The sequence below is a fragment of the Reichenbachiella faecimaris genome, assembly GCF_900176375.1.
GTDB lineage: Bacteria > Bacteroidota > Bacteroidia > Cytophagales > Cyclobacteriaceae > Reichenbachiella > Reichenbachiella faecimaris.
Genome location: NZ_FWYF01000001.1, coordinates 1,761,870 through 1,785,603 on the forward strand (window position 1 = coordinate 1,761,870; position 23,734 = coordinate 1,785,603).

The 23,734-nt window shown below is 40.5% G+C and carries 20 protein-coding genes; 9 read left to right on the top strand and 11 right to left on the bottom strand.

Annotated features, from left to right (window positions below; translation table 11 throughout):
• The 7 genes from B9A58_RS07420 to B9A58_RS07450 form a co-directional block, all read right to left on the bottom strand.
• Nucleotides 1–1,056 (bottom strand): cytochrome c oxidase subunit II, encoded by a 1,056-nt coding sequence (locus tag B9A58_RS07420; protein ID WP_084371820.1) that lies wholly within the window; start codon nucleotides 1,054–1,056, stop codon nucleotides 1–3.
• Nucleotides 1,057–1,087: 31 nt separating this feature from the next.
• Nucleotides 1,088–2,347 (bottom strand): quinol:cytochrome C oxidoreductase, encoded by a 1,260-nt coding sequence (locus B9A58_RS07425; RefSeq protein WP_084371821.1) that lies wholly within the window; start codon nucleotides 2,345–2,347, stop codon nucleotides 1,088–1,090.
• Nucleotides 2,348–2,366: 19 nt separating this feature from the next.
• Nucleotides 2,367–2,987, bottom strand: a complete 621-nt coding sequence (locus tag B9A58_RS07430) for a c-type cytochrome (protein WP_084371822.1) — start codon at nucleotides 2,985–2,987, stop codon at nucleotides 2,367–2,369.
• A 34-nt stretch (nucleotides 2,988–3,021) separates the two neighbouring features.
• Nucleotides 3,022–3,552 carry a DUF3341 domain-containing protein gene (locus B9A58_RS07435; RefSeq protein WP_084371823.1) on the bottom strand — a complete coding sequence of 177 codons (531 nt, stop codon included), beginning with the start codon at nucleotides 3,550–3,552 and terminating at the stop codon, nucleotides 3,022–3,024.
• Between the two features lies 1 nt (nucleotide 3,553).
• Complete coding sequence (gene nrfD, locus B9A58_RS07440; protein WP_084371824.1) at nucleotides 3,554–4,915, bottom strand: NrfD/PsrC family molybdoenzyme membrane anchor subunit; 1,362 nt, start codon at nucleotides 4,913–4,915, stop codon at nucleotides 3,554–3,556.
• 19 nt (nucleotides 4,916–4,934) lie between these two features.
• Nucleotides 4,935–8,021, bottom strand: coding sequence for a TAT-variant-translocated molybdopterin oxidoreductase (locus B9A58_RS07445; protein ID WP_084371825.1), 3,087 nt, complete (start codon nucleotides 8,019–8,021; stop codon nucleotides 4,935–4,937).
• Nucleotides 8,022–8,097: 76 nt separating this feature from the next.
• Nucleotides 8,098–9,360 carry a c-type cytochrome gene (locus tag B9A58_RS07450; RefSeq protein ID WP_084371826.1) on the bottom strand — a complete coding sequence of 421 codons (1,263 nt, stop codon included), beginning with the start codon at nucleotides 9,358–9,360 and terminating at the stop codon, nucleotides 8,098–8,100.
• Nucleotides 9,361–9,677: 317 nt separating this feature from the next.
• Here B9A58_RS07450 and B9A58_RS07455 point away from each other — a divergent pair, with 317 nt between their 5' ends.
• Nucleotides 9,678–10,013, top strand: coding sequence for a PadR family transcriptional regulator (locus tag B9A58_RS07455; protein ID WP_084371827.1), 336 nt, complete (start codon nucleotides 9,678–9,680; stop codon nucleotides 10,011–10,013).
• 8 nt (nucleotides 10,014–10,021) lie between these two features.
• Entirely contained in the window at nucleotides 10,022–10,786 is a 765-nt protein-coding gene (locus tag B9A58_RS07460; RefSeq protein WP_084371828.1) for a M23 family metallopeptidase, read from the top strand.
• Nucleotides 10,787–10,835: 49 nt separating this feature from the next.
• Here B9A58_RS07460 and B9A58_RS07465 read toward each other — a convergent pair whose 3' ends face one another.
• The gene (locus B9A58_RS07465; RefSeq protein WP_084371829.1) at nucleotides 10,836–11,507 is read right to left on the bottom strand and encodes a hypothetical protein; all 672 of its coding nucleotides are present in this window, start codon (nucleotides 11,505–11,507) and stop codon (nucleotides 10,836–10,838) included.
• Between the two features lie 111 nt (nucleotides 11,508–11,618).
• On the opposite strand from B9A58_RS07465, the gene lysA reads away from it, so the two are divergent.
• The 3 genes from lysA to B9A58_RS07480 all read left to right on the top strand — a co-directional run bounded on the left by lysA (nucleotide 11,619) and on the right by B9A58_RS07480 (nucleotide 15,553).
• On the top strand, nucleotides 11,619–12,794 hold the full coding sequence (lysA, locus tag B9A58_RS07470; RefSeq protein ID WP_084371830.1) for a diaminopimelate decarboxylase: 1,176 nt from the start codon (nucleotides 11,619–11,621) through the stop codon (nucleotides 12,792–12,794).
• A 216-nt stretch (nucleotides 12,795–13,010) separates the two neighbouring features.
• Entirely contained in the window at nucleotides 13,011–14,516 is a 1,506-nt protein-coding gene (locus B9A58_RS07475) for a sensor histidine kinase (protein ID WP_139793788.1), read from the top strand.
• A 107-nt stretch (nucleotides 14,517–14,623) separates the two neighbouring features.
• Nucleotides 14,624–15,553, top strand: a complete 930-nt coding sequence (locus B9A58_RS07480) for an ABC transporter ATP-binding protein (RefSeq protein WP_084371832.1) — start codon at nucleotides 14,624–14,626, stop codon at nucleotides 15,551–15,553.
• On the opposite strand, the gene B9A58_RS07485 is transcribed toward B9A58_RS07480, so the two are convergent.
• The 3 genes from B9A58_RS07485 to B9A58_RS07495 form a co-directional block, all read right to left on the bottom strand.
• Entirely contained in the window at nucleotides 15,546–16,178 is a 633-nt protein-coding gene (locus tag B9A58_RS07485; protein WP_084371833.1) for a response regulator, read from the bottom strand. The genes B9A58_RS07480 and B9A58_RS07485 overlap by 8 nt on opposite strands.
• Nucleotides 16,175–17,995, bottom strand: coding sequence for a tetratricopeptide repeat-containing sensor histidine kinase (locus B9A58_RS07490; protein WP_176214712.1), 1,821 nt, complete (start codon nucleotides 17,993–17,995; stop codon nucleotides 16,175–16,177). Before B9A58_RS07490 ends, B9A58_RS07485 begins: the two co-directional genes overlap by 4 nt.
• Before the next feature lie 61 nt (nucleotides 17,996–18,056).
• Nucleotides 18,057–18,533: a hypothetical protein gene (locus B9A58_RS07495; protein WP_084371835.1), complete on the bottom strand. Its 477-nt coding sequence runs from the start codon at nucleotides 18,531–18,533 to the stop codon at nucleotides 18,057–18,059.
• 401 nt (nucleotides 18,534–18,934) lie between these two features.
• Between B9A58_RS07495 and B9A58_RS07500 the strand changes: the two genes are divergently transcribed.
• From B9A58_RS07500 to B9A58_RS07515, 4 genes are all read left to right on the top strand, one after another.
• The gene (locus B9A58_RS07500) at nucleotides 18,935–20,368 is read left to right on the top strand and encodes a glycoside hydrolase family protein (protein WP_084371836.1); all 1,434 of its coding nucleotides are present in this window, start codon (nucleotides 18,935–18,937) and stop codon (nucleotides 20,366–20,368) included.
• Nucleotides 20,369–20,638: 270 nt separating this feature from the next.
• Complete coding sequence (locus tag B9A58_RS07505; RefSeq protein WP_084371837.1) at nucleotides 20,639–20,932, top strand: hypothetical protein; 294 nt, start codon at nucleotides 20,639–20,641, stop codon at nucleotides 20,930–20,932.
• A 341-nt stretch (nucleotides 20,933–21,273) separates the two neighbouring features.
• The gene (locus tag B9A58_RS07510) at nucleotides 21,274–21,762 is read left to right on the top strand and encodes a T9SS type A sorting domain-containing protein (RefSeq protein ID WP_084371838.1); all 489 of its coding nucleotides are present in this window, start codon (nucleotides 21,274–21,276) and stop codon (nucleotides 21,760–21,762) included.
• An 84-nt stretch (nucleotides 21,763–21,846) separates the two neighbouring features.
• Entirely contained in the window at nucleotides 21,847–23,712 is a 1,866-nt protein-coding gene (locus tag B9A58_RS07515; protein ID WP_139793789.1) for an autotransporter outer membrane beta-barrel domain-containing protein, read from the top strand.
• The last annotated feature ends 22 nt before the right edge of the window (nucleotides 23,713–23,734 follow it).

The following is a 23,734-nucleotide window of genomic DNA, read 5'->3' on the forward strand; positions in this document are numbered from 1 at the left end:
TTATAATGAAGTATTCACTTCCTCACCACTTACATTTTCTTCTACAGCCACTTGAACAGGGCTGGTTGATTCTATATTCACCAAATAATCAGGATTTTTAGACAACCATGATTTTTGTTCTGCTTTCCACTTTTCGTAATCCTCCTTTTCATCAACAACGACAATTGCTCTCATTGAGAAGTGAGCCTTTCCACAAATTTTGTTACAAACCAGTTCGTATTGGAAATCTGGATTTCCAGTTTCTAAAGCCATGTCAGCAGTAGATTTAGTAGGTACAAACCAAAATTGCGTTGGCATACCAGGTACGGCATTCATTTGCAATCTGAAATGAGGCATATACACTGAATGTATTACGTCTCTTGCTCTAATTTTCAACAATACTGGCTCACCTTTTGGGATATGAATTTCTCTAGGAATAAAGTCATCCTTAGCATTTGGATTAGAAAAATCAACACCTAATCTATTGTCGGAGTCGATCAGTTTATAATCGAATGGCCCGAGTTTGCCATCGGGTCCTGGATATCTAGAAGCCCATGCATATTGATAGCCAAAGATCTCTACTACCTCAGCATTGGCTGGTGCAGTATCTGTAATCTTTACCCAAGCTTTCCACCCAGAGAATACCAACAAGGCCAATACAATTGCTGGAATAAATGTCCAGATCATCTCCAAGGTATTGTTATGTGGGTAGAAATGTGCCTTCTGCCCTTCTTTATGTCTGTATTTCCAAGCGAAATAGAACAAAGCAGCATTCGTCAGAATGAAAACTGCTGTAGTGATCGCTGTAGTAATCCAAAATAAGTTAAATGTGATTTTACCGTGCTCAGAAGCTACAGGCACAGTATATCGATCAAATTCAGTATAAGAATAGACGAAGAACAACACAGTACCCAAGATCAAGAACACCATGAATAAAGCACCGTTCACTTTATTGCTGGTACCCATCGGGTCACCTTCTTTTCCTCTTACGACTTGCACCAAGGTATGTGCTCTGAAGATAGTGACCAAGATGGCGACTATCAATACCACGGCTAACAAGATTACAATATTCATCATGTCTTTAAATGTCTATTTTGTAATTAATTTCTTAAATATGATGATGCAATGTTTCTTCCATCATTGGGTGATTCTTAGCTACTAGCGGATGCTTAGCCAAAGAATGCAAGACCGTGTAAACGAAAGCCGATGCATATACCATGATCAATCCTATTTCCAATAATCCAAATCCACCATTTTCTTTCAACGTGCCTGGGGTCACCATCAAGTAGAAATCAATCCAGTGTCCAAACAAAATAATTGGTGGGACTACTTTCAAGAATCTTGTGTGTCTTTTTGCCTCTCTTGGCAACAACAATAAGAATGGCAAGAAGAAGTTTAAAATCAAGTTCAAGAAGAAGTAAACTGAGTATTGGTCACTCTTCCATCTCTCTACAAAGTAGATGGTTTCCTCTGGGATGTTGGCATAATAAATCAAAAGGAACTGAGAGAACCAGATATAAGTCCAGAAGATACTAAAGCCCCAAATGAATTTTCCAATATCGTGTAAGTGATTAGCGTTTACAATTTTCAAGTAGCCTTTGTCTTTCAATAATACAGCTATGAAAGCGATTAAGGCCAAACCTGATACCCACCAGCTAGCAAAGACATACCAACCAAACATAGTACTAAACCAGTGAGGATCGATCGACATGACCCAATCCCAAGCGGCAATACTTGAAGAGTATCCAAAGAATACCAAAAAGATAGCTGACAGGGTCACATTCTTTTTCCAGCTCGTCACTCCGCCCTCAATGTCTTCAGTAAGCATCTGCTTTCTGATCAATCTGAAAAGGATGTACCAAACTGCAAAAAAGCCTACCATTCTAGCCATGTAAAAACCGAAGTTCAGGTAGCCTTTCTTGTTGTATAAAATCTCGTCAAATCTCTCGTCTGCTTTGTCGTATAGATATTCATGTGTCCAGTGGAACAAGTCATGATTGGCAATCAAGAAAACGATGATCATTAAACCAGCACCAATTGGTAGCCAGCTAGCCATAGCCATTGGGATTCTTTTTAATCCCACAGACCAACCTGCCTGTGCTACATATTGAATAGCTATGAAGAAGATACCAATTAAAGAAAGTCCTGTAAAGAACAAGTTATTGATCCAAAGATTGGCATACAGACGCTTTGTCCAGTGGAAACCGTGATGGCCTGCGTCTACAGCAGCTTCAGCTCCATGTGCATCATGGTGACCGCCCATGTTCATCATCACTACGCCGATAGCAGCCAATACAAGTCCAACCACAAATGTGATCAAGATGTTCTTTTTGGCTCCTGCTGAGAATATATATTTTTCGTCGCTCATAATAAGATCTCCTTAAGAATTATTGGTTTTGAAGGGTTTGAACAAATCGAACTATTTTCCAACGATCGTTTACGCTCACTTGTGAAGCGTGTGATCCCATTCTTCCTTTACCCATGGTAATGACGTGGAATATGTGGCCTTCTGGCTTGTCTTTTACTGCTCTTGAATTGTATGGAGTAACTCCTTTAAATACTTTTCCAACCAATCCGTCGCCTAATCCTTGGTCTCCATGACAATGCAAACAGTACCTACCAAAAAGTACTTTTCCTTCAGCTACCACTGCTGCCGAAGAATCCAATGGATTTTTCAATGTTCTGGCTGCAAGCGCCAGTGAATCTTTAGGGATTCTATAAGGCAAGGCCTCACCTCTTCTTACAGTATTCGGCACTGATTCCCTCATGTTCATTTCATTCGGGTTGTTAGGATTCGATGTATAGAATTCAGCATCGCCACCTTCCTGAGAAGTCAACCAACGTCCTGATTCTTTATCTGTAATTTGAGAAAGTCCTTCGTAAGGTACTGAGTGATACATTTGAGGAGCGTATTCCACTCCGGTATCATTGCCTCTGGAAGCGCAAGATGCCACAACAAATCCTGCTGCAACTATGACGATCCCGTTGATGTATTTATTAAAATTCATTTTAATATTTTTTCCTAATTAGAATCCTAAGATTTTAGTCGAACTGCTTGTTATTCACTTCCTGAGCACCTGCATCTGCCAAAGCTTTTTTGATATCTGCTTCACTCATTTTATTCTTATCTAGATCAACAGCCACTATGTGCTTGTCGTCAGTAATTCTTAAATCAAATATTCTTGGTTTCGCCCATGGCTTGAGGTCACTCACTACAAAGAAAGTACCTACCATTCCAAAAGCACCCAATAAAACAGTTAATTCGAAAGTTACAGGAATGAAAGTTGGGAATGGCAAGAAATCCTTACCACCTACAATCATTGGCCAATCCACGGTCATCATGCCGATCTGCATGGTCAACGCCAAAGTAGTGCCTAACAAACCAAACATAAACGCCGCGATAGACAAGCGTGAGCCCTTATACCCTAATACATCATCAATACCATGCACAGGAAATGGAGAGAACACTTCGTGAATCTTTACACCGCCTTGACGAATTTGAGCGATTGCTTTTAGCAATACATCCTCATCGTCGAATACGCCTAAAACAAAGTTTTTATTACCGTCGCTCATCTTATTTCTTTTTTTCTCCGGTTGCTTTAATAATACTTTTTACCTCGGCCATGTTGATCACTGGGAAGAATTTCGCGAAAGCGAAAAAACAAGTGAAAAACAATCCGAATGTAAAGATGTACACCCCTATGTCCACCCAAGTAGGGTAGAACATCGCCCAACTTGAAGGCAAGAAGTCTCTGTGTAGGGAAGTTACAATAATTACAAATCGCTCGAACCACATACCTATATTCACAATGATTGAGATTACGAAAGTGGCTGCGATACTTGTTCTAATTTTCTTGAACCAGAATAACTGGGGAGAGATCACATTACAAGTCATCATCGAAGCATAAGCCCACCAGTATGGTCCAAGTGCTCTGTTGAAGAAAGCGTATTGCTCACCTTCAACACCTGAATACCAGGCGATGAAAAGCTCTGTGATATAAGCTACACCTACGATTGATCCAGTCACCATGATAATGATGTTCATCAAGGAGATGTGCTCGATAGTGATATAATCTTGTAGTTTGTAAACGTGTCTGGTGACTATCATTAAAGTCAATACCATCGCAAATCCTGAGAAGATCGCACCTGCCACAAAGTAGGGAGGGAAGATTGTCGTATGCCATCCAGGGATTACTGAAGTAGCAAAGTCAAAGGATACAATGGTGTGTACTGAGAGTACCAGTGGTGTAGCCAATCCAGCCAACACTAAGGCAACCGTCTCGTATCGAGACCAGGTTTTGGCTGCTCCATCCCATCCAAGAGAAAGTGCGCCGTATATTTTTTTGCTGATGCCAGTTGCCCTGTCTCTAATGGTAGCAAAATCAGGAACGAGTCCAATGTACCAGAAAACAAGTGAAACTGAGAAGTAAGTCGAAATCGCAAATACGTCCCAAAGTAGCGGGGAGTTGAAGTTTACCCAAAGCGAACCGTAAGTGTTCGGTAGTGGCAAAGCCCAAATCGCTCCAATCCATGGACGACCCATGTGTAGCAATGGGAATTGTAACGCACAAATCACAGCAAAGATGGTCATCGCTTCAGCAGCACGGTTGATCGACATTCTCCATCGCTGTCTAAACAGCAATAGGATCGCCGAGATCAATGTACCAGCATGACCTATACCTACCCACCATACAAAGTTGGTAATATCCCAAGCCCAACCTACGGTTTTGTTTAGACCCCAGCTTCCGATGCCTTCCCAAACTAAAGTAAAGACACAAAAGGCGCCATAGCCTAAGAGCGCCAATGATACCGCCATAGCGGCATACCAAGACTTGGCAGGTGCCTGCTCTACTCTTATACAAATGTCCTCAGTGACGTCGTGTACCGTTTTGCCCCCTGTGACGAGAGGTTTACGAACTACTGCTTCTGCGTGCATATTGATGTTAATTTATAAATTAAGCGTTAGCTTCTTTTCCTTCTTTATTTCTAATCTTAGTGAAGTACCATACATTAGGCTTCACAGCAAGCTCTTCCAACACGTGGTAAGCTCTTTCTTCTTTCACTTCTGGTCCGTTTTCTCCGTTTTCTAATTTCAACATTTGTGAAATTCTAGATTTAGGATCTTTCAAGTCACCGAATACGATGGCTTCTGACGGACAAGCTGAAGCACAAGCTGAAGTAATCTCACCATCTACTGGTCTTCTTCCTTCTTTCTTAGCTTCTAGTTTACCATACTGGATTCTCTGAACACAGAATGAACATTTTTCCATTACCCCTCTAGATCGAACAGTTACGTCTGGGTTCAATACCATTTTACCCAAGTCGTTGTTCATAGAAGTATTTTCAGGGAACTGATCGTTGTCGTGATACTTGAACCAGTTGAATCTTCTTACTTTATATGGACAGTTGTTTGCACAATATCTTGTACCGATACATCTGTTGTAAGCCATTTGGTTCAACCCTTCCGTAGAGTGGTTGGTAGCAGCCACAGGACAAACTGTCTCACATGGCGCATTGTTACACTGCTGACACATCATTGGTTGGAATACCACCTCCGGGTTTTGAGAAATCAATTCGCCTTGCTTGAATTCGCTAAGTCCTTTTTCTTTCTCAGTCATTTCTGACTCAGTAGGATTACTATAATATCTATCGATTCTCAGCCAAGTCATTTCTCTTCGGTTGAGGACTTCTTCTTTTCCTACTACAGGTACGTTGTTTTCTGCCTGACAAGAAACGGTACATGCACCACATCCAGTACAAGAGTTCAAGTCGATCGTCATACCCCAGTGGTGGTTTGGATACTCATGTCCAGACCAAAGAGATACGTTACCTGGTTTAGTTTTTCCGCTGTAAGTAGTGATCATTGGGAAATCTCTACCTGCACTTGGATCTTTTTGATATTTTGAAAGAATAGACTCTTGGATCACATTTTCTCTGCCCATGTAAGTATGGTGAGTTTGTGTCTGAGCTACTCTATATTCTTCTCCGCTTACTGCTACAGAAACTCCTGAAGTCACTGCTTTGCTCTGCGCTCCAGTTTTGTAGTCCATCAATGGGTAAGCATTTACGCCCACTCCGTTGGCTACTTTACCTGCGCTGGTTCTTCCGTATCCTACTGCTAATCCTACCGTTCCGTTCGCTTGTCCAGGTTGAACCATGGCAGGAACTTTTAGGGTTTGATTTCCTACTGTCAACGTAACCAACTGAGTGGTCATGTCTCCTAATTTCAACCCTAGCTCTTCAGCCATTTTTGGCGAAATAGTCAAGTAGTTGTCCCAAACTGCTTTAGTGATCGGGTCAGGCATTTCTTGCAACCATGGGTTGTTGGCCTGAGATCCATTACCAACTGCTGATTTTTCGTACATCACTAACTCAACGCCTGAGGCAGTTGACTTGATTCCTGCTCCAGCAGCTGCAACATCTCCTGCGAAAGTAACAGCCTCAGCCGTAACAGCAGTTTCTAAGATACCAGCCTGAACTGTCGCATCCCAATACGTTTGCTTGTCGCCTGTAGCATTGGCCGTCCATCTCGCTTTCACGAAGTCAAAGTAAGATTCATTGCTACCAGACCATACCAAGAAAGACTGTCCTGCTTGACGCGTATTGAACAAGTTAGAAATGGTAGGCTGAGATAAACTGAATTTGCCAGTGACTGGCTCAAAATCATTCCAAGACTCCAAGAAGTGATTATCTGGAGCAATGGCGCTAGTCAAGCTAGCCGTTTCATCTTTTCTATCTGATGTAGAAAGAGAGAATTTAGCTTTTTTCAAACCAGTAGCAATCTGAGCACCCAAAGCGTGATCATAAACTGGGTTGCTATTAAAAAACAAAACTCCATCAATGTTACCTGCATTCAGGTCTTTGATGAAGTTTACCATTGCTTTGTCGTCTCCTTTTCTGGTATTGACTGCAGATGCCAAATCAATTGTAGCTCCGTAGCAACCTAATAAGTTGTTGATCGCATTGACAAGGACTTGAACGTTTTCGTCATTTGATCCTGAAACTACTAGTGACTTCGACTTGCTCGACCAAAGGTCGTTAGCTGCTTTTGTCAATACCGCTGAGTCAGCCACTTTAGGAGCTGATACTGCAGGAGCGCCAGCTTTAGCAGCTAGCATGTTATATAAGTTAGCAACGTAAGCACCTTGCTGAGAAGGCTTGATTGCATTTCTATAATCTGCGTTAGAACCAGTCAATGAAAGATTAGACTCAAAAGAGTACAATCTCGACATGGTTTTCTTTTTATCATTCAATCTTCTGGTTTGCGCAAACTGCTTACTATGAAGTGTGTGGTTCAACCAGTTGCCTAGAAAGTCAGCATCGAAAGACACGATGGTGTCCGCTTTGCTGAAGTCATAAGAAGGAATAGCTCTTTTACCAAAGGATTTTTCATTGGCAGCCAATGCACCACTGAAAGACACCTGATCGTATTGGATATGCTCAAGACCTGCATACTTAGCTTTCAATGCGTCAATAGCAGCTAAAGTAGATGGACTGAAAACAGAAGCACTTACTAAAGCAATCCTATTGGCTCCAGCCAATTGCTTAGCTACTTCTGTGTCTAGGTCATCCCATGAAACAGATTTGCCTGCCAATTCAGGGCCTTGTAATCTTTCTTTGTCGTAAAGTGAAAGAACAGAAGCCTGAGCTTGAGAAGAAGTACCTCCACCACTCACAGTAGATAGTTTATTTCCGTCGATTTTGATCGGACGACCTTCTCTTGTCTTTACTACTACTGAACAGTATTCGTTACCATTCACATAAGACGAAGCATAATAATTTGGAACACCTGGATCTACATCCACTGGCTTGTTCAAATAAGGAATAGCTTTTCTGACAGGGGTTTCACAAGCGGCCAGTGAAGCTGCTGCTACACCAAATCCCATCAATTTCAAGAAGTCCCTTCTGCTGGCGCCGATTCCTTCAGACTCACCACTGATTGGCAAGTACTCTGGAAACTCTTTGTCAGCATGCTTTTCGAATTCAGGGTTTTTGGTCAATTCCTCTAACCCTTTCCAATATTGCTTTTTGGTCTCTTTCATGTGTTCTTACTTGACTTTATTAGTCGTATGAAGTGATACCCACTTCAATAAAAGTGTCTTAATATTCTTTATATAATTAATAGTGACATTTAGAGCACTCAAGCCCGCCTATGTCTTCTACCTTCATTGACTCCTTGCTATGCTCTGCATGCTTGGCTACCAACTTATTATAATAATCGTTTCCTTTTGTATTCACATCTGTCTCTCTGTGACAGTTGATACACCAGCCCATGGTCAATGGAGCATACTGTGAAACTTTGTCCATTTCTTCGATAGGGCCATGGCAGGTCTGACATTCAATCTCTCCTACCTTTACGTGTTGTGAGTGATTGAAATATGCCAAGTCAGGTAAGTTATGAATTCTCACCCACTCGATTGGCTCATTGTTTTCTATGGCTGCATAGATCTTTTGGATCTCAGGAGATTCAGTTTTGATCGATGAGTGGCAGTTCATACAAATGTTGGGAGAAGGAATGTTCGCATTCTTACTCTTTCTCACCCCAGTGTGACAGTAGTTACAGTCAATCTTATAATCTCCTGCGTGAATCTTATGCGAAAACGCTATGGGCTGATCTGGCTGATAACCTTGCTGTACACCTATTGTAAAGATGCCATCAATAGCAGACTTCATAATGATTGCAGTAAATACAAATGCCGCCAAGCCTAGAAAAGCGTTACTCTTCACTAATGCACCAACATCGAACGTTTGCTCAGCGATTTCCCGATCTTCCTCAGACAAGTCATCTTTCTGAGACAAGTATTTCTTTAGCATGGTAATGATCATGCCAAGCACTGCTAGTATCAGAACTAGAACGACTAGTAAAACGATCATCACAATATTCACAAATTGTGATGGTTCTTGAGAAGCCACTTCATCGCCACCTGTGGTGGTAGTTTCTTCAGTAGCCACTACAATCTCTTTCGCGGACTCAGCCTTAAGGTATCCTACAATAGAAGCAATCTCTGCATCTTCGAAATCGAAGGCAGTCATTTCTGTCTTGTTGTATTCATTGTAAAGGTTTACAGCATAATCGTCTCCACTCTGAATGACCTTCTGAGAGTTTTTAACAAATGCTTGAATCCAAGCTAAATTTCTTCTCTTATGTACATCTCTCAGTGCAGGTCCAATCACCTTATCATTCACTGCATGACAAACTGTACAATTAGCTTTGAATAACTTTTCTCCTGCTGAAATGGTCGCCTCGTCTGTAGGAATGCCATCATCCTGTGCTACAGCCGTATTTTGAGTGAACAAAACTGAAAAAATCAAGGAGAGGAATAGAACGGTTTTAGTGCTTAAAAATCCCGCTCTTGAGTGTAAACTATATTTTTTTGACATCAGTTTTAGCTTTCCTTTTTGTAAAGTGGTGCAAATGTAACATCGGGCTCTTGTATTTCAAAAACATAATAATACCTTCTACGTAGTGATAGCTCTACCTCCCTGTTAAGGGTATGTTATGTCACTGTTTATCAATATCTTATGATTAATATTTTAGCTGAAAATCACGCTATTTAGAATTGATATAAATAAATCATTTTGCTGCCAATATAATAAATCACCACACCTATATATATAGGTATAACTACTGGTTTCCTAATCTTCATTTTTTTGGATAAAAAAAACATATACATAATATTCTTATGTATATTTGTCCTATGTATTCAAAAGAATTGCTCAAAGGAACATTAAAAACCATTGTACTTAAGCTATTATCAGCTAATGGTGAAATGTATGGCTATGAAATCACTCAAAAAGTGAAGGTTTTAACCAATGAAAAAATCCAACTGACTGAGGGGGCGCTGTATCCCACATTGCACAAACTAGAAGCTGATGGTTTGGTAACCACTCAAGTGGAAAACATCAATGGTAGAAAAAGAAAGTATTATCAGGTAACTGCCGCTGGCAATACAGAGGCGACAGAGCGCTCTAATGAGTTCACAGAATTTGTTCAAACCATGCTCATTCTACTCAATCCACAATTAACTAAATAAGCACTAATATGAAGGCTATTAAATCACTGACAAAAACTCAGTACCTATACATTACCAACGATCTAAAAGCAAAGGGGCTTTCCAAGGGTTTTCGGACGGAATTACTTGATCATATATGCTGCATGGTTGAACTTGAGCTTTCTGATGGGAAAGAATTTTCAGTTGCCTATGCAGATGTATTAGATGCGTTTGGCAATGAAGGTTTTGAAGAATTGAGGCAAACCTCTCCAGTTATAAAAAAACAACGTAGAAATACCATCAGTCAACTATTAGCCTCTGGCATAGCTGCTTCCATTTTTATGCTGGTGTTTGGTGCGGATGCGCAAGAACCTCCCACTATCTCACCATTGGATCACTACAAACGAATTACTTCAAATTTTGGTCAGCGCTACAATCCATTGAAGAAGAAAAAGGATTTTCACAATGGCGTAGATTTTTCTGCCGAAATTGGAACACCCGTGCAGTCAACAGCAACAGGCACAGTCCTCTCAGTTCAAGAGAAATTGAGCGGTTATGGTTATAAAATAGAAATAGAGCATAGTGAGGGGTTTGTAACCAGATACGCCCACTTATCTGAAATCAGTGTAAAAGAAGGAGAACTTGTCACGTTAGGGCAGGTCATTGGTCTCTCAGGTAATACAGGATTATCAACAGCGCCACACCTTCATTATGAGGTAATCAAAGATGGTAACCCTCAAGATCCTTTAAATTATTTTACAGTACAAGAGGAGCACATGGAGGATAAGGTTATTATGGACAATCGAAATGATTAATTCCGACTTTTAGCCTTTCCAAAGCTTTGGAAAGGCTAAATACTCATCTTTACAGCCCCCCCTCATCCATCTTAATCTTCATCAAAACTGAAAATGCATCGTTGATGTTTTTCTGTTCCACGACAATCGAAAACTCGTTGGAGGTAGAGATCACTTCAATAACCGTAATTCCATACCAGGCAATCATTTTAAAGATGTAATAGTATAGACCATAGGCCCTTACATTGGATGCTTTGAGCATAACGGTCGCAGAACTCAATTGGCTATTGCCCGTGACATAGGTTTCCTTCTCAAATATTCTTTTGACACGACCCACAATATTTTCGCTAACAATCAAAGTACGTTCGTACATGCCTTGTGTAAACGAACAATAAGTATCTGGCAGACTCTGCACTTCATGCAGTAATCGGGTTTGATTCTCTGTAAGTGTGGGTGAATTGGCATAAGTGAAGGTAGATAAGCCTGATCTTACAAAAATATCCCCAATATGCTCACGGAAATTCTTTGGGTTCAGATTGAGTGCATTTACACCCATGGTAGAACGGCGCTTCAGGGCCATTAATATAGACGCTTCTGTGGCATCCTTCATCAAAACCTTTGACACGTATGGCTGTAGCAGCCGTGCCAGTGACGAATAATTGATCAAATTGGCAGTCATGGCCTCTTCAATAAATGGCATTTTACGTATACCCTCTTCTACGATATCAGATATCTTCTTCATGTCGTTAAATATTTAACAAAGTGCAAATATTATGAATAATTCTAACATTAATTTCACACGGGCCTATTTAAAAAATACTTTTGAATTCTGAATTTAAAATTGAAACCTAAGATGTCGGTACGAACACCCTTTTATTACTACGATTTGACGCTGTTGGAAAACACGCTCGAAGAGATGCAGGCAGCCATCAATAATCCCAATTTTAAAGTACACTATGCGATCAAAGCCAATGCAGAAGATCGCATCCTTCATACCATTAAAAAACATGGACTTGGAGCAGACTGTGTAAGTGGTAATGAAATAAAAAAGGCACTCGAAATTGGTTTTGAGCCTCAAGACATAGTTTTAGCAGGAATTGGAAAATCTGATGAAGAACTTGAATTAGCAATTTCTCAAGGCATTCATAGTATAAACTGCGAGTCTATTGAAGAGCTCGAAGTGATCAATGAAATAGCAGAAAGACATGAGGCGATAGCAAGCATTGCATTTAGAATCAATCCGAATGTAGATGCTCAAACCCATCATAAAATTACCACAGGGCTTAACGAAAACAAATTCGGAATTCCTATTACAGAGTTGGACGCGGCGGTAGATGAAATATTGAAGCACAAGAACCTCGCGTTGAAGGGTATTCATTTTCACATTGGCTCACAAATTTTGAATCTTAACCCCTTTGCCAACCTCTGTCAGCAGGCCAATAACGTGACTACAAGTCTAAAGGCGCGGGGTATTGTATTAGAGCATATCAATGTAGGCGGCGGACTGGGTATCAACTATACCAATCCAGATTCTCAATTGATTCCAAATTTCGTCGAATACTTCAGGGTATTTGAAAAATTCCTGAATCTTGAAGAAGGTCAAACCGTTCATTTTGAATTGGGGAGATCTATTGTGGGACAATGCGGCTCATTAGTTTCTAAGGTATTGTATGTGAAAAAAGGTGCTAGCTCCAATTTCGCCATTATTGATGCAGGCATGACCGATTTGATTCGTCCTGCGCTTTACAATGCTTTTCACAAAGTCGAAAACATATCTAAAGATGGAGAATTGGAACCTTATCATGTAGTAGGTCCCATCTGCGAAAGTTCAGATACTTTTGGTAAAACAGAGTTGCCCAAAACTTCACGAGGTGACTTCTTAATTATAAAATCAGCAGGAGCTTACGGACAAGTTCTCAGTTCAAATTATAACTTAAGAGATCGGGCTGCAGCCATTTACTCAGATGATATTTCTTTGGAAAACTATATTTCATCTAGAGAAACAGTATCCGAACTGCTAGCAGTATAGCTTTGAATTTGAAAATAATAATTAGTTAATAATAAAGATTAAGGCAAGTATATACACTTGTCTTTTTCTTTTTTTGCCTTCATAATTTATACGTTTGGCTCTGACAGTGTCGTCAAAAAATCGTACATTTAGAATCCACGCCTAATACCCAGATAATGTCCGACTCGTTCGGTCAGTCTTTTTACCAGGATTTGTTAACGAAAAGTTGATTGACAAGTGAAAAAAAACCTATCGAAGCACATATCGGGAGCTAGCTTATTTCTTATTGTCTTACTAGTCGCCATTGGTATCTTTAGTACCATGCGTATTTACAACAGTCACAATTCCATTGATGAGGTCGCGCGCATTGACGTTCCCCTCATTGAAGCAATGACCAATATAGAGACACACCAACTTGAGCAATCCATAAACTTTGAAAGAGCAGTAAGATTTGCAGAAGAAATTGGCAAGTACGAACGCGCAGGTGAGAATTTTGCCTTGGCAGACAGTATTTTTCGATCCTTGGCCCAACTGGTGGACAAAGAACTAGTGGAAGCTGAAGAGCAGGTAAAAGTCGGCATTTCCGAAGCCACCTCTGACAATCAGCGTATCATCATGAAAGACCTCCTCAATTCTCTAAAACGAATGGAAAAGGAACACCTCAGCTATGAAAGGGACGCTTTGGCAGTTATAGAATTATTGAAGTCAAATCAACTAACTGAAGCCATTGATCGCGTAGAAGATGTGGAAGCTGAAGAAGAAAAATTCAACAAACAAGTAGAAACTATACTGATTCAAATAGAAAAATACACTGAAACCGTAGTAAACAGCATAGAAATAGATGAGAGAACCACGCTTCGGCTGGTGGTACTATTCACTTGCTTTTTTGTAATGATTGCCATTATCATATCTTTTATTTCTAGTAACAAAACTACGATTCCAATCTATCAATTAACGGAAGGAGTAAAACGCGTGAGTAAAGGAGAAACATCTGTACAAGTAAATACTCCGTCGTCAGGACTCACGGCAGAGCTTACCACTACCTTCAACGAAATGGTGGTAAAACTTCACGATGCTCAAGAAGAAATAGAGCGCCATATAAATTTCTCCTATAGTACGGCACATGACCTGAAAGCTCCTATTACCAATCTAATTGGTCTACTCGATCAATTGTTTAAAGATGCGGATGATCACGACCAATTACTGGATCATGCTAAAGCATCAGCAAAACAAATTCAAACCGTAGTACAGGCACTCAATGAAGTGCATCAACTCAGGGAAAGTTTGGATGCCAAGGCCGAGTTAGTCTATTTTGATCAGGTACTCATGGAGGTAGAAAAAAGTATCTCCGTCCAAATGGAAACCTCCAAAGTAATTATCACTAAATGGTTCGCCAAATGCTCAACCGTAAAATACCCAGAGACTCAGCTAAAAAGCATTTTTTTGAACCTAATTACCAATGCCATTAAATACAGCAGTCCTAATAGATTGCTTGAAATTGAGATTGAATCTTATAAAGAAAATGATCATACAGTCTTGGAAGTTAGAGACAATGGTGTTGGATTTGATTCCACGGTAAGTGGCACTGAAATCCTTGAACCTTTCAAGCAACTAGACCCATCAAAAGAAGGAAGCGGTCTCGGTCTTTACTTGATTAAAACAATTATCGACCATCATCACGGACATATAGAGGTAAAAAGCAAACCTGGAAAAGGTACTATTTTTACTATCTATCTAAACTAAAGTACCAATCCTTTCGCTTTTTATAAAAAAATCAATGAATACCCAGCCTCAGTAGATGATGTCCCATATTTGCACTCTTTTTATTATCCACTAATTCTATCACATCAGTGATCAAACTTTCCAAGATTTCCAAAACATACGACAATGGCGTTGAAGCTTTGAGCCAGGTTTCCTTTGAAATCAAATCAGCGGAAGTGACCTATATCTTAGGTGAGAGTGGTTCTGGTAAAAGCACCTTACTAAAAATTATTGCGGGTCTGGAAGACGCAATCGACGGTTCTGTTTTTGTGGATGAAGAAGAAATCACAGGTCCATCACATCATTTGGTTCCAGGTTATGACCATCTTGCCTACGTACCTCAGGACTTCAAGCTTCAACAGTTTTGGACAGTAAAGGATAATATAGGGAAGAAGATCTCTCATTATCCCTATGAAGACAAAGAAGCTCGAATCAAAATGCTACTGCAACTCTGTAAGCTAGAAGACTATGCAGATCGCTATCCTCGTGAACTTTCGGGTGGACAGCAACAACGCATTGCCATGGCTGCAGCTGTGGCAGATGAACCAGATGTGGTGCTGCTAGATGAACCCTTCAGTAATTTGGATTTACCCATGAAAGCTGAAGTGAGGAAAGAAATCATTGGTATGCTGCGTACGTTGGGGATAACAGTACTTCTGGTGAGCCATGATCCAGCAGAGGCCTTGGCTGTTGCTGATCAAATCATTATTCTCAATCAGGGCAAACTGGAGCAGCAGGGCAACCCTGTGAATGTGTATCGAAATCCAAAATCCCTATATGCCGCAAAATTTCTAGGGCCTATCAATGAAATGACGTTTGAGAAGAAAAAAGTTTTCATACGTCCAGAGCATTTAATCATTGATCCAAAAGGAAAATTTAAAGCCACTGTAGAAGAGTGCATCTTTATGGGGATGCATTATCATACCTACTTGCTGGTAGAACAAAACCCCAATCCAATACTGTGCTATACCAAAGTCGAACTAAAAAAGAGCACGACAGTTCAATTCAGTATCAAATAATCTGCTTCTCCATGGCCAGACGGATCAACTCGGCTGAGGTTTTCACTTTGAGTTTGTGCATGATATTTCTGCGGTGTGTTTTTACCGTATGCTCACTGATAAACAATTGATTGGCTATGGCTTTGCTATTCGAGCCATCAGCCAAGCATTTTATGATTTCCTTTTCGCGCTCTGAAAGCTCATCCATTCCCGTTTTTGTATGGCTCTTGCCTCGGAAATAATCAAAAACCTGCTCATTGATTTTCGGGTGAAAATAGTTTTTTCTTTGACTGGTGAGCTTTATAGCCTCCACCAATTCATCTTTCCCTGCGTCTTTCAAAATATAACCTTGCGCACCTTTTTCCAATGCCCCTTTGATTTTTTTCATAGACTGATGCATCGTGAGCATGAGTGTAGGGATATCTAAACCTTTACCTTTTAGCAATTCCATGGTTGCAATCCCGTCTATGATCGGCATGTCAATATCCATCAAAATCACATCTACTGCTGTTGCTTCAAGAATCCCAGCTACTTGATGTCCGTTTTTGGTATGACTGACCACCTCTATCCCATCCTCTGGTCGGAACATGGACTTTACCCCTTCTGCAAAAAGGTCATGGTCTTCAACTATGAGCACTTTTATCATAATTCTGTTAGATCTGGTTGTGTGGCAAAAGGCAAATCAATATTGACAGTCGTGCCGCTTTGCCGATTAGTATCAAATGTAATATCTCCGTCAAAACTTTCTACCATTTCCCTCAAAGTGCCCAACCCCATGCCATCTGATTCTTTTTCTATCAGCTTCTCGTCAAAGCCTTTTCCATTGTCTTGTACCAAGATATTCACCAGACTCTCTTCATTGAAGTAAGTTAATGATACCGATAGTTTGGTTGCTTCGGCATGTTTCAGCACGTTGCTCACCAGTTCTTGCACAATGCGATAGATGATAATTTCATTTTCTGAAGTCAACTGATAATCTCCCATAGCTGCAGCAAACTCGACTTTCAATCCTCCTGACTGCTGCAAGTGATCTGTCAGCTCCTTGAGTGCTGGCACCAAACCAAAATTCTCAGATATGCCCATATTGAGTGAATGGGACATCGTACGGATATCCGAGCAGGCTTGGTCTACCAGCGTAGTCATGGTTTTGTGCCTTTCTGACTTCAAATCGTCCATTCCGTTCAGGTTCACTTTGAGTGTGGCCAGCAAACTGCCAAAATGATTGTGCAGTTCTTTCGCTAGTCTTCTTCTTTCATTGTCTCGACCTTTGACCATGGCTTGTAGCGCTTTGGTTTCTTGTGAACCCAATAGGTCTTTGATTCTGTCATTTTGTTGTTTTTGCTCAGCCTTTGCCATTAATTTGGTGGTCATAAATCGCTGTCTAAAGTACAAAAGTATGACAATAGCCATAATCAACAATCCCACAGCTATAGCAATATAAGTCCACTGCAGGGCTTCGCGTTCTTCGAGTAGGTCAATTTCCTTTTCCCTAAGATTCACCTCAAACTCCGTCCGCATATCGGCCATTTTTTTGGTTTGCTCGGTATTTTCGATACTGTCTTTGTAGGCGAGGTATTGGGTCTGGTATTCCAAGGCTTTTTTATAGTCATCTTGTCTTTTGTACAGATCAGCTAGTAGTAATGAGGCATCTCGAATCTGCTCCTTCAGCCCTAGTGCCTCTCCCATTTGGATGGCCATTTCTGTATGCCAAATGGTCTTAGGTATATTGTCTTGTTCTAGATAAATACTCCCTAGCTGATTGTGATAATCTGCCATACCATACTGATCGCCCAGAGGTTCAAGCATTTCTACGGCCACTAATAAATCCTTCTCTGCTTTAGTATAATCTCCTTGCTTCCAATAAACTAAGGCTCGATTACCTATCGTGTATGCTTTTCCTATTTCAAGCCCGATCTCCTCGAAAATGGGCTCAGCTTCATTGTATAATAACAAAGCTGAGTCCAGATAATTTAGGGTGTAGTAACTGTAGCCTGTGTTTAGCAGATTTATAGCAAGTGGTTGCTTTTCACCATGCCTTCTTCCAGCTTCTATAGCTTTTTTCTCATAAACCAAAGCATTCCTAATATCATCATTTGATGTGTAAGTATTTGCAATCTCTAAAAAAGCCTTTTCCTTATAACTTTCATTATTTATATCAATCGCCAATTGAGCTCCAACAAAAAGGCTCTCAAAGGATTTTTTTAACTTACCCTTTAACCTATAAGCCACGCCTTTGGACAGATGTGCAGTTATTATATAGACTGGTTCATTAGTCTTTCCAGCCAATTTTAACAACTTATCAGCATATAATAGTTTGTCATCAGGCGCTGAAGAAGCTCTAACTAATTCACTAAGAATTGATAATTTAATAGAGTCGTTACTTACTTTATCTTCAGAGAGAAATAGCTTCAGACTGTCAGCCCTAGACTGATCTTGTCCATAACTCTGAAAAATAATAAGCATCAAAAAAATCAATACAACTTTACTCACTATATTGCTCCTGCTATTTTTAAAGTTAACAATTTCAACCACCTCCTCCAGGCTGGTCTGCCTGTAGCTTAGGATCCGTCTTGCAGTGATACACCAAATTCTCTCCTGTAGATTCATCAAAATAGATGAAATAGCAGTGCAATTTAAAATCCTCTGTATCTCCTTTTTTTACATCTGGGTTTACGTCTACAGTCAAGATATTGGCGGGTACTAATGCCCCTCCCTTATTTGGGGTACTTGGCGCTATGATCCCTTCATCTTCATTGATGAATCTGGTAAGCCAATACCTGCCATCACTGTGGCCTTTGGAATCGCTCAATGTAAAAGTGATTTGCTTGGTCGTGGTGGGCACTTCAATATATCCTTCGCTATTGGTTGGCAAGAATTGAAAAAACGTTTCCGCTCCGTTGACAAGGTCGATCATTTCGCCATTTGGATTTGGGTATTTAGAAACAATGTTTTCAACATTCAAATACACTGCTACATGCAATGTGTTTTCGGTTTGACTCATGGCTATTTGGTTTATTGTTAAAAGTTACATAATAATTATATCTCAAAAGTAGCTAGCACTTCTAATCATCTGATACCCCAAAAGAGGTATTGAAATAAATACCTCTAATAGGAGCTTCTGAAATTAGATGGAAGATTTTATTCGCGCAAGTGATCTCAGATATTAAACTATCAGATAAGCTTAACTCTAAACTAAATCCAATCCAATATTAAAAATGCACTACTGTCAACGGGTAGTTACCTTCTTTTATATACCCCTTTGGTGGTATATACCACAATCCCTATTCAGACGTATAGAATCACGAATCATTCAATCCAATTTTGAATTACCCTAACCCAAAAAGGGGTATGGCGGATTCTGAAAAGCCCAAATAGAGTAGGAATAAATAAATCAATGCAATCATGTCAACCAATACATCATCCACTTCTATAAGTGAAATTTCAGTCAGTGGGAAAGCATTTGTAGACGCCACAGGCAACCGCTTCATGGTCAGAGGCATAGCCTTGTCTACTTCTATGGCCATGAATGGCACCAATGATCTCCTTGCTGATACCAACTATGACTACATCAAAAACATTATCCTACCTCATCTCACTTATTTGGGAGTCAACACCGTTCGCGTCTATCAGGTAGATCATACACTAAATCATAACAAAGTCATGAATTTGCTTTCAGACAGCAATATTTACGTGATGGTTGGCCTGGTTACACTTAGCATTTCAGTAGACCGCATAAACCCAAAATACACACTAGACCTATACAACAGAATCACTTCAGTGGCTCAGGAATTTTGTGCCTTCTCAAATACGTTCGCTTTTTCTGTTGGAAACGAAGTGGTTTTTCCTGGTGAGATTTATACAGCCATGGGGAATAATGCTAAGGCAGCTAACGATACAATTAAAAAAGATGCAGCTGTGATCAAATCTATGATCAGAGATCTTAAAGGATATATGAATACCAAAAGTCTCAGAGCCGTTCCTGTGGGAGTAGCCATGCAAGATGGCCCTGCCTCTACGCTCAAGGCATGGGGAGGCATTGGCACAGATGTGGTAGCGCAATATTATGCAGCTGGAAACTCAGCCGAAAGAGCTGATTATATCGGCATCAACACCTATAGGTACGTAAATCCTTCCACTGGTCATGGCCCACTCAACGCCTATGATGGTCTGGCATCAGAGGTTACTTCCCTACCCATACCTGTATTTCTTACCGAATCTGGGGGACTCAATATTCCCGCTGATAGTCAGGCTCCTGACTCTACCCGTGATTGGGCGATAGTAACTCAAGTATTCAACAATCCTACTTTGTACCAACAGCTTTCTGGACAAGTAGCTTTCGAGTTTTTTGAAAAGGAAGGTTTTCATGGATTATTCGCACAAAACGCAGATCCTTCTAAAACCCTCATTGAATTTACTTATGGGCAATACAATGGTGGCTATAAGCAACTGGCTGCACAATTCCAGACAGCTAGCAGAATCAGTGTGCCTGCTGCAGGTACAACTCCCAGTCCTTCAACTGCACCAGCCAAATGCAATCCTCCTTTATTACCCTGTCCAGCACCAAACATCAAATTAAGTATTGAAAATTATGCACCTAAGGTGTTGAAAGTGGTTCAAAATACCGTTGTCATTGGAACGTTACCTGAAGGATCAGCCAATTCACCTTCTACTACACCCATAACCGCATCCAACGACTGGCCACTTCTCATCCAAGACGAAGTAAGTCCTTCAAACTGGGAGCCTGTATGTCAAGTATCTGCCGATAAGTTGAAGGACGGGAAGGTCATAAAGAATAATGTAAGCTGGGGTAGCGGCGTAGCTTGCCCTATTAACTAATTCTTTCCTTTTCAGTATTATTATGCCTTAGATAAAATTTTTTAATGCGTACATCTAAACGCCCCGTTGAGTCAAGCTCAACGGGGCGTTTTTGCTTTAATACCCCCTTTTTTCAAAATCTACCACTAATGGGGCATGTTCATGAATGCCACTTTCATCTGACTGATTCAATCAGGATTTCATAGAATTTTGACTTGTCTAAACATAAAAAGACAAGGCGGAATCTGAAAAGCCTAAATAGAGTAGGAACCATAATAAATCTTTAAAATTATGTCAACAATAACTGAATCAAGCATTCCAGAATCCATGGAAGCAGCAACAGCTTTAGCAACTGCAGATGCTGGTGTCAAGTATGTAACTGGAAAAATATCATTGGTTTCCACTCAACAGGGACTCAATGTAATTGGAGTTGCTGGTGGGAAGAATCCTGGACAGTATGTCATTAAATCCAACGTAGCTGGTGGCTTAGAAGCTGCTTTGGCTGGACTAACCAACAAAGCCAATTTTTGGGGGACATTGGACTCGAACAACCAACTAAACACGTTCGCTGTTTACTCCAACTAGTCTCCTACTGATCTAACTATCTTATAACAAATGCTTGGTTCCTAAATTTATTAAGAGCCAGGCATTTTTATTTACAACTAAAGATGATCCCCTAATTGTCTTCCTAGCTTTTCTAGCCACTTTTTTGAGTTTGCTACCCCAAAAGAGGTATCAAATAGAATACCCTTCCTGCCTGATAGATTCATTCTCTTCAAATCCGAAGTTTGTTCAGGATTCAATTTTGAAGACTTAGTCCATAGCAACATACAGGTGAAGGACAGCAGTAAGAGCCTCTTTTAGGGGCTTTTACTCATCCTCCAAAGTCCGAAAAATTTATCTGATGAACCAAACATTATTAAATCATGAGAAGATTAAAACTATTATTATTTGTGCTGCTATACCTACTATTAGGGAAGGTCAGCGTAAGTGCCCAAGAAACCATTTTATCTGGTGGCGGAGAAGTAAGTTCATCTTCTGGATCACTGAGCTATAGTGTCGGCCAATTGCTTTCAACCTCAAGTGTAAGTGCAAATGGATCTGTTACCTCTGGAGTTCAACAAGTTTACAAAATTGAAGTCATCACTGGTACGCAACAAAATGACATTCTATTAGATCTCCAGATTTCAGCTTACCCTAATCCTGTGATCAATTTTCTAACCATAAAAGCAGATTTGCAGACCGATCCACTTACAGTCAATGTTTTTGATCTGAATGGAACTTTGCTCAAAAGTGTGATGGTAGAAAACAGCGCGGGTATCGTCCCAATGGAAGATTTGGCAGAAGCCATTTACCTGGTGGAAGTCTCGAAAAGAAAGAAGAAACTCAAAAGCTTTAGAATAATTAAACAATAAAAAAATGAACGCAATCATCTTTCAATACAACTCAAAAGATGATTTTAAAATCAAGCGTTCCCCTTCACAATAAAAACAAAAGACATGAAAAAGATACTTACAATCGTTTTGACCATGTTGTTTATAGTCAGTTTGCTGATTATCCAACAGTTGCAAGCCCAGGCCCCTTCTAAAATGAGCTATCAAGCAGTGGTAAGAGATGCCTCTGGCACTCTTGTTATTGATCAAGAAATCGGCATGAGAATTAGCATTTTAGAGGGTAGCTCTAGCGGGACAGCCGTTTATGTCGAAACCCACAACCCTACCAGTAACTCCAATGGATTGATCAGTATTGAAATTGGTGATGGTTCGGTAGTGAGTGGAACATTTTCAGATATAGACTGGTCCACAGAAGCCTTCTTTATACAAACTGAAATTGATCCATTAGGCGGCTCATCCTATACCATTACTGGAACCAGTCAGTTGATGAGCGTACCTTATGCATTATATGCAGAAAAAGCGGGTAATACTTTTAGCGGGGATTACAATGACCTATCCAATATACCTACAGGATCAGATTTTGATGGAGATTTTGCTAATCTGACAAATATCCCCACAGGAATAAGTGATGGTGATGATGATACACAATTGACAGAAGCAGAAGTAGATGACTACGTGGCGAACAATGGCTATCTCACGGCAGAAGTAGATGGGTCCATCACCAATGAAATTGAGCTACCCGAACAATCAGGCAACGCTGGTTTGGTTCTAACCACTGACGGCACCAATCCAGCTTGGAGCGCGGTAAGCTACAATGACCTGACAGACGTCCCTTCAAGTTCGTTTGATGGAGAATTTTCAAGCTTAGCCAACGTGCCTGCCGGACTTGACGATGGAGATGACGATACCCAATTGAGCGAAGCTGAAGTAGATACCTATGTTGCCAACAATGGCTACTTGACTGCCGAAGTAGATGGATCAATTACCAATGAAATTCAAGATTTACAACTCACGGGCCATGATTTAAGCATTACCAATAATGGTTCTGCTACTACTATCGATTTGAGTGGTTATCTGGACAATACAGACACGCAACTGAACGAATCGCAGGTGGATACCTATGTTGCCAACAATGGCTATCTGACTGCCGAAGTAGATGGCTCGATTACCAATGAAATAGAGCTGCCAGCACAGGCCGGGCAAGCTGGAAAAGTGCTCAGTACCAATGGGAGTAGTCCAGAGTGGATCACCACCAGTGCTGGATTTGATGGCGAATTTTCAAATTTGTCAAACATACCTACAGGATTAAGTGATGGAGACGACAATACACAGCTCAATGAAACACAGGTGGATGCTTTTGTGGCCAACAATGGGTATTTAACGGCTGAAGTAGATGGCTCTATCACAAATGAAATTCAGGATTTACAGTTGTCAGGAAATAATCTGTCCATTACCAATAATGGTTCTGCTACTACCATTGACTTGAGCGGTTATCTGGACAACACAGATACCCAACTCAATGAAACTCAGGTAGACGCCTATGTTGCCAACAATGGATATTTGACAGCTGAAGTGGATGGTTCTATAACTAATGAAATAGAACTCCCTGCTCAATCTGGGCATTCGGGCAAATATTTGACCACGAACGGATCTTCAGTTTCTTGGGACACTCCATCCAGCAGTCCATCTGTAAGAACCATGAGTGCCAATACCACACTCACTACCTCGGATGAAATCGTAATTATTAATGGTGCATTTATCGCCACTCTTCCTGCTTCTCCAACAGATGGGCAGAAATTAACCGTGGTGTCGAACAACGAAAATGCGGGAGTAAATCGAAATGGAAAACCACTTTACATTGCCAACGGTCTATTTGACTCGTCAACTACTCTAACATTTCTAGATACAAATTCCAACCTGTACACCTTCGTCTATAGCAGTACTATAGGGGCTTGGTTAAGTACTTATTAATCAATTTAAACAGATATCAATT

Excerpts from the sequence above, each read along its gene's own strand:
- B9A58_RS07510 (WP_084371838.1), top strand. The coding sequence starts at position 21,274 with ATGAGAAGATTAAAACTATTATTATTTGTGCTGCTATACCTACTATTA.
- B9A58_RS07450 (WP_084371826.1), bottom strand. The coding sequence starts at position 9,360 with ATGTCAAAAAAATATAGTTTACACTCAAGAGCGGGATTTTTAAGCACT.
- B9A58_RS07445 (WP_084371825.1), bottom strand. The coding sequence starts at position 8,021 with ATGAAAGAGACCAAAAAGCAATATTGGAAAGGGTTAGAGGAATTGACC.
- B9A58_RS07490 (WP_176214712.1), bottom strand. The coding sequence starts at position 17,995 with ATGCTTATTATTTTTCAGAGTTATGGACAAGATCAGTCTAGGGCTGAC.
- B9A58_RS07505 (WP_084371837.1), top strand. The coding sequence starts at position 20,639 with ATGTCAACAATAACTGAATCAAGCATTCCAGAATCCATGGAAGCAGCA.
- B9A58_RS07435 (WP_084371823.1), bottom strand. The coding sequence starts at position 3,552 with ATGAGCGACGGTAATAAAAACTTTGTTTTAGGCGTATTCGACGATGAG.
- B9A58_RS07495 (WP_084371835.1), bottom strand. The coding sequence starts at position 18,533 with ATGAGTCAAACCGAAAACACATTGCATGTAGCAGTGTATTTGAATGTT.
- B9A58_RS07430 (WP_084371822.1), bottom strand. The coding sequence starts at position 2,987 with ATGAATTTTAATAAATACATCAACGGGATCGTCATAGTTGCAGCAGGA.
- B9A58_RS07465 (WP_084371829.1), bottom strand. The coding sequence starts at position 11,507 with ATGAAGAAGATATCTGATATCGTAGAAGAGGGTATACGTAAAATGCCA.
- B9A58_RS07455 (WP_084371827.1), top strand. The coding sequence starts at position 9,678 with ATGTATTCAAAAGAATTGCTCAAAGGAACATTAAAAACCATTGTACTT.
- B9A58_RS07515 (WP_139793789.1), top strand. The coding sequence starts at position 21,847 with ATGAAAAAGATACTTACAATCGTTTTGACCATGTTGTTTATAGTCAGT.
- B9A58_RS07485 (WP_084371833.1), bottom strand. The coding sequence starts at position 16,178 with ATGATAAAAGTGCTCATAGTTGAAGACCATGACCTTTTTGCAGAAGGG.
- lysA (WP_084371830.1), top strand. The coding sequence starts at position 11,619 with ATGTCGGTACGAACACCCTTTTATTACTACGATTTGACGCTGTTGGAA.
- B9A58_RS07425 (WP_084371821.1), bottom strand. The coding sequence starts at position 2,347 with ATGAGCGACGAAAAATATATATTCTCAGCAGGAGCCAAAAAGAACATC.
- nrfD (WP_084371824.1), bottom strand. The coding sequence starts at position 4,915 with ATGCACGCAGAAGCAGTAGTTCGTAAACCTCTCGTCACAGGGGGCAAA.
- B9A58_RS07420 (WP_084371820.1), bottom strand. The coding sequence starts at position 1,056 with ATGATGAATATTGTAATCTTGTTAGCCGTGGTATTGATAGTCGCCATC.
- B9A58_RS07460 (WP_084371828.1), top strand. The coding sequence starts at position 10,022 with ATGAAGGCTATTAAATCACTGACAAAAACTCAGTACCTATACATTACC.
- B9A58_RS07500 (WP_084371836.1), top strand. The coding sequence starts at position 18,935 with ATGTCAACCAATACATCATCCACTTCTATAAGTGAAATTTCAGTCAGT.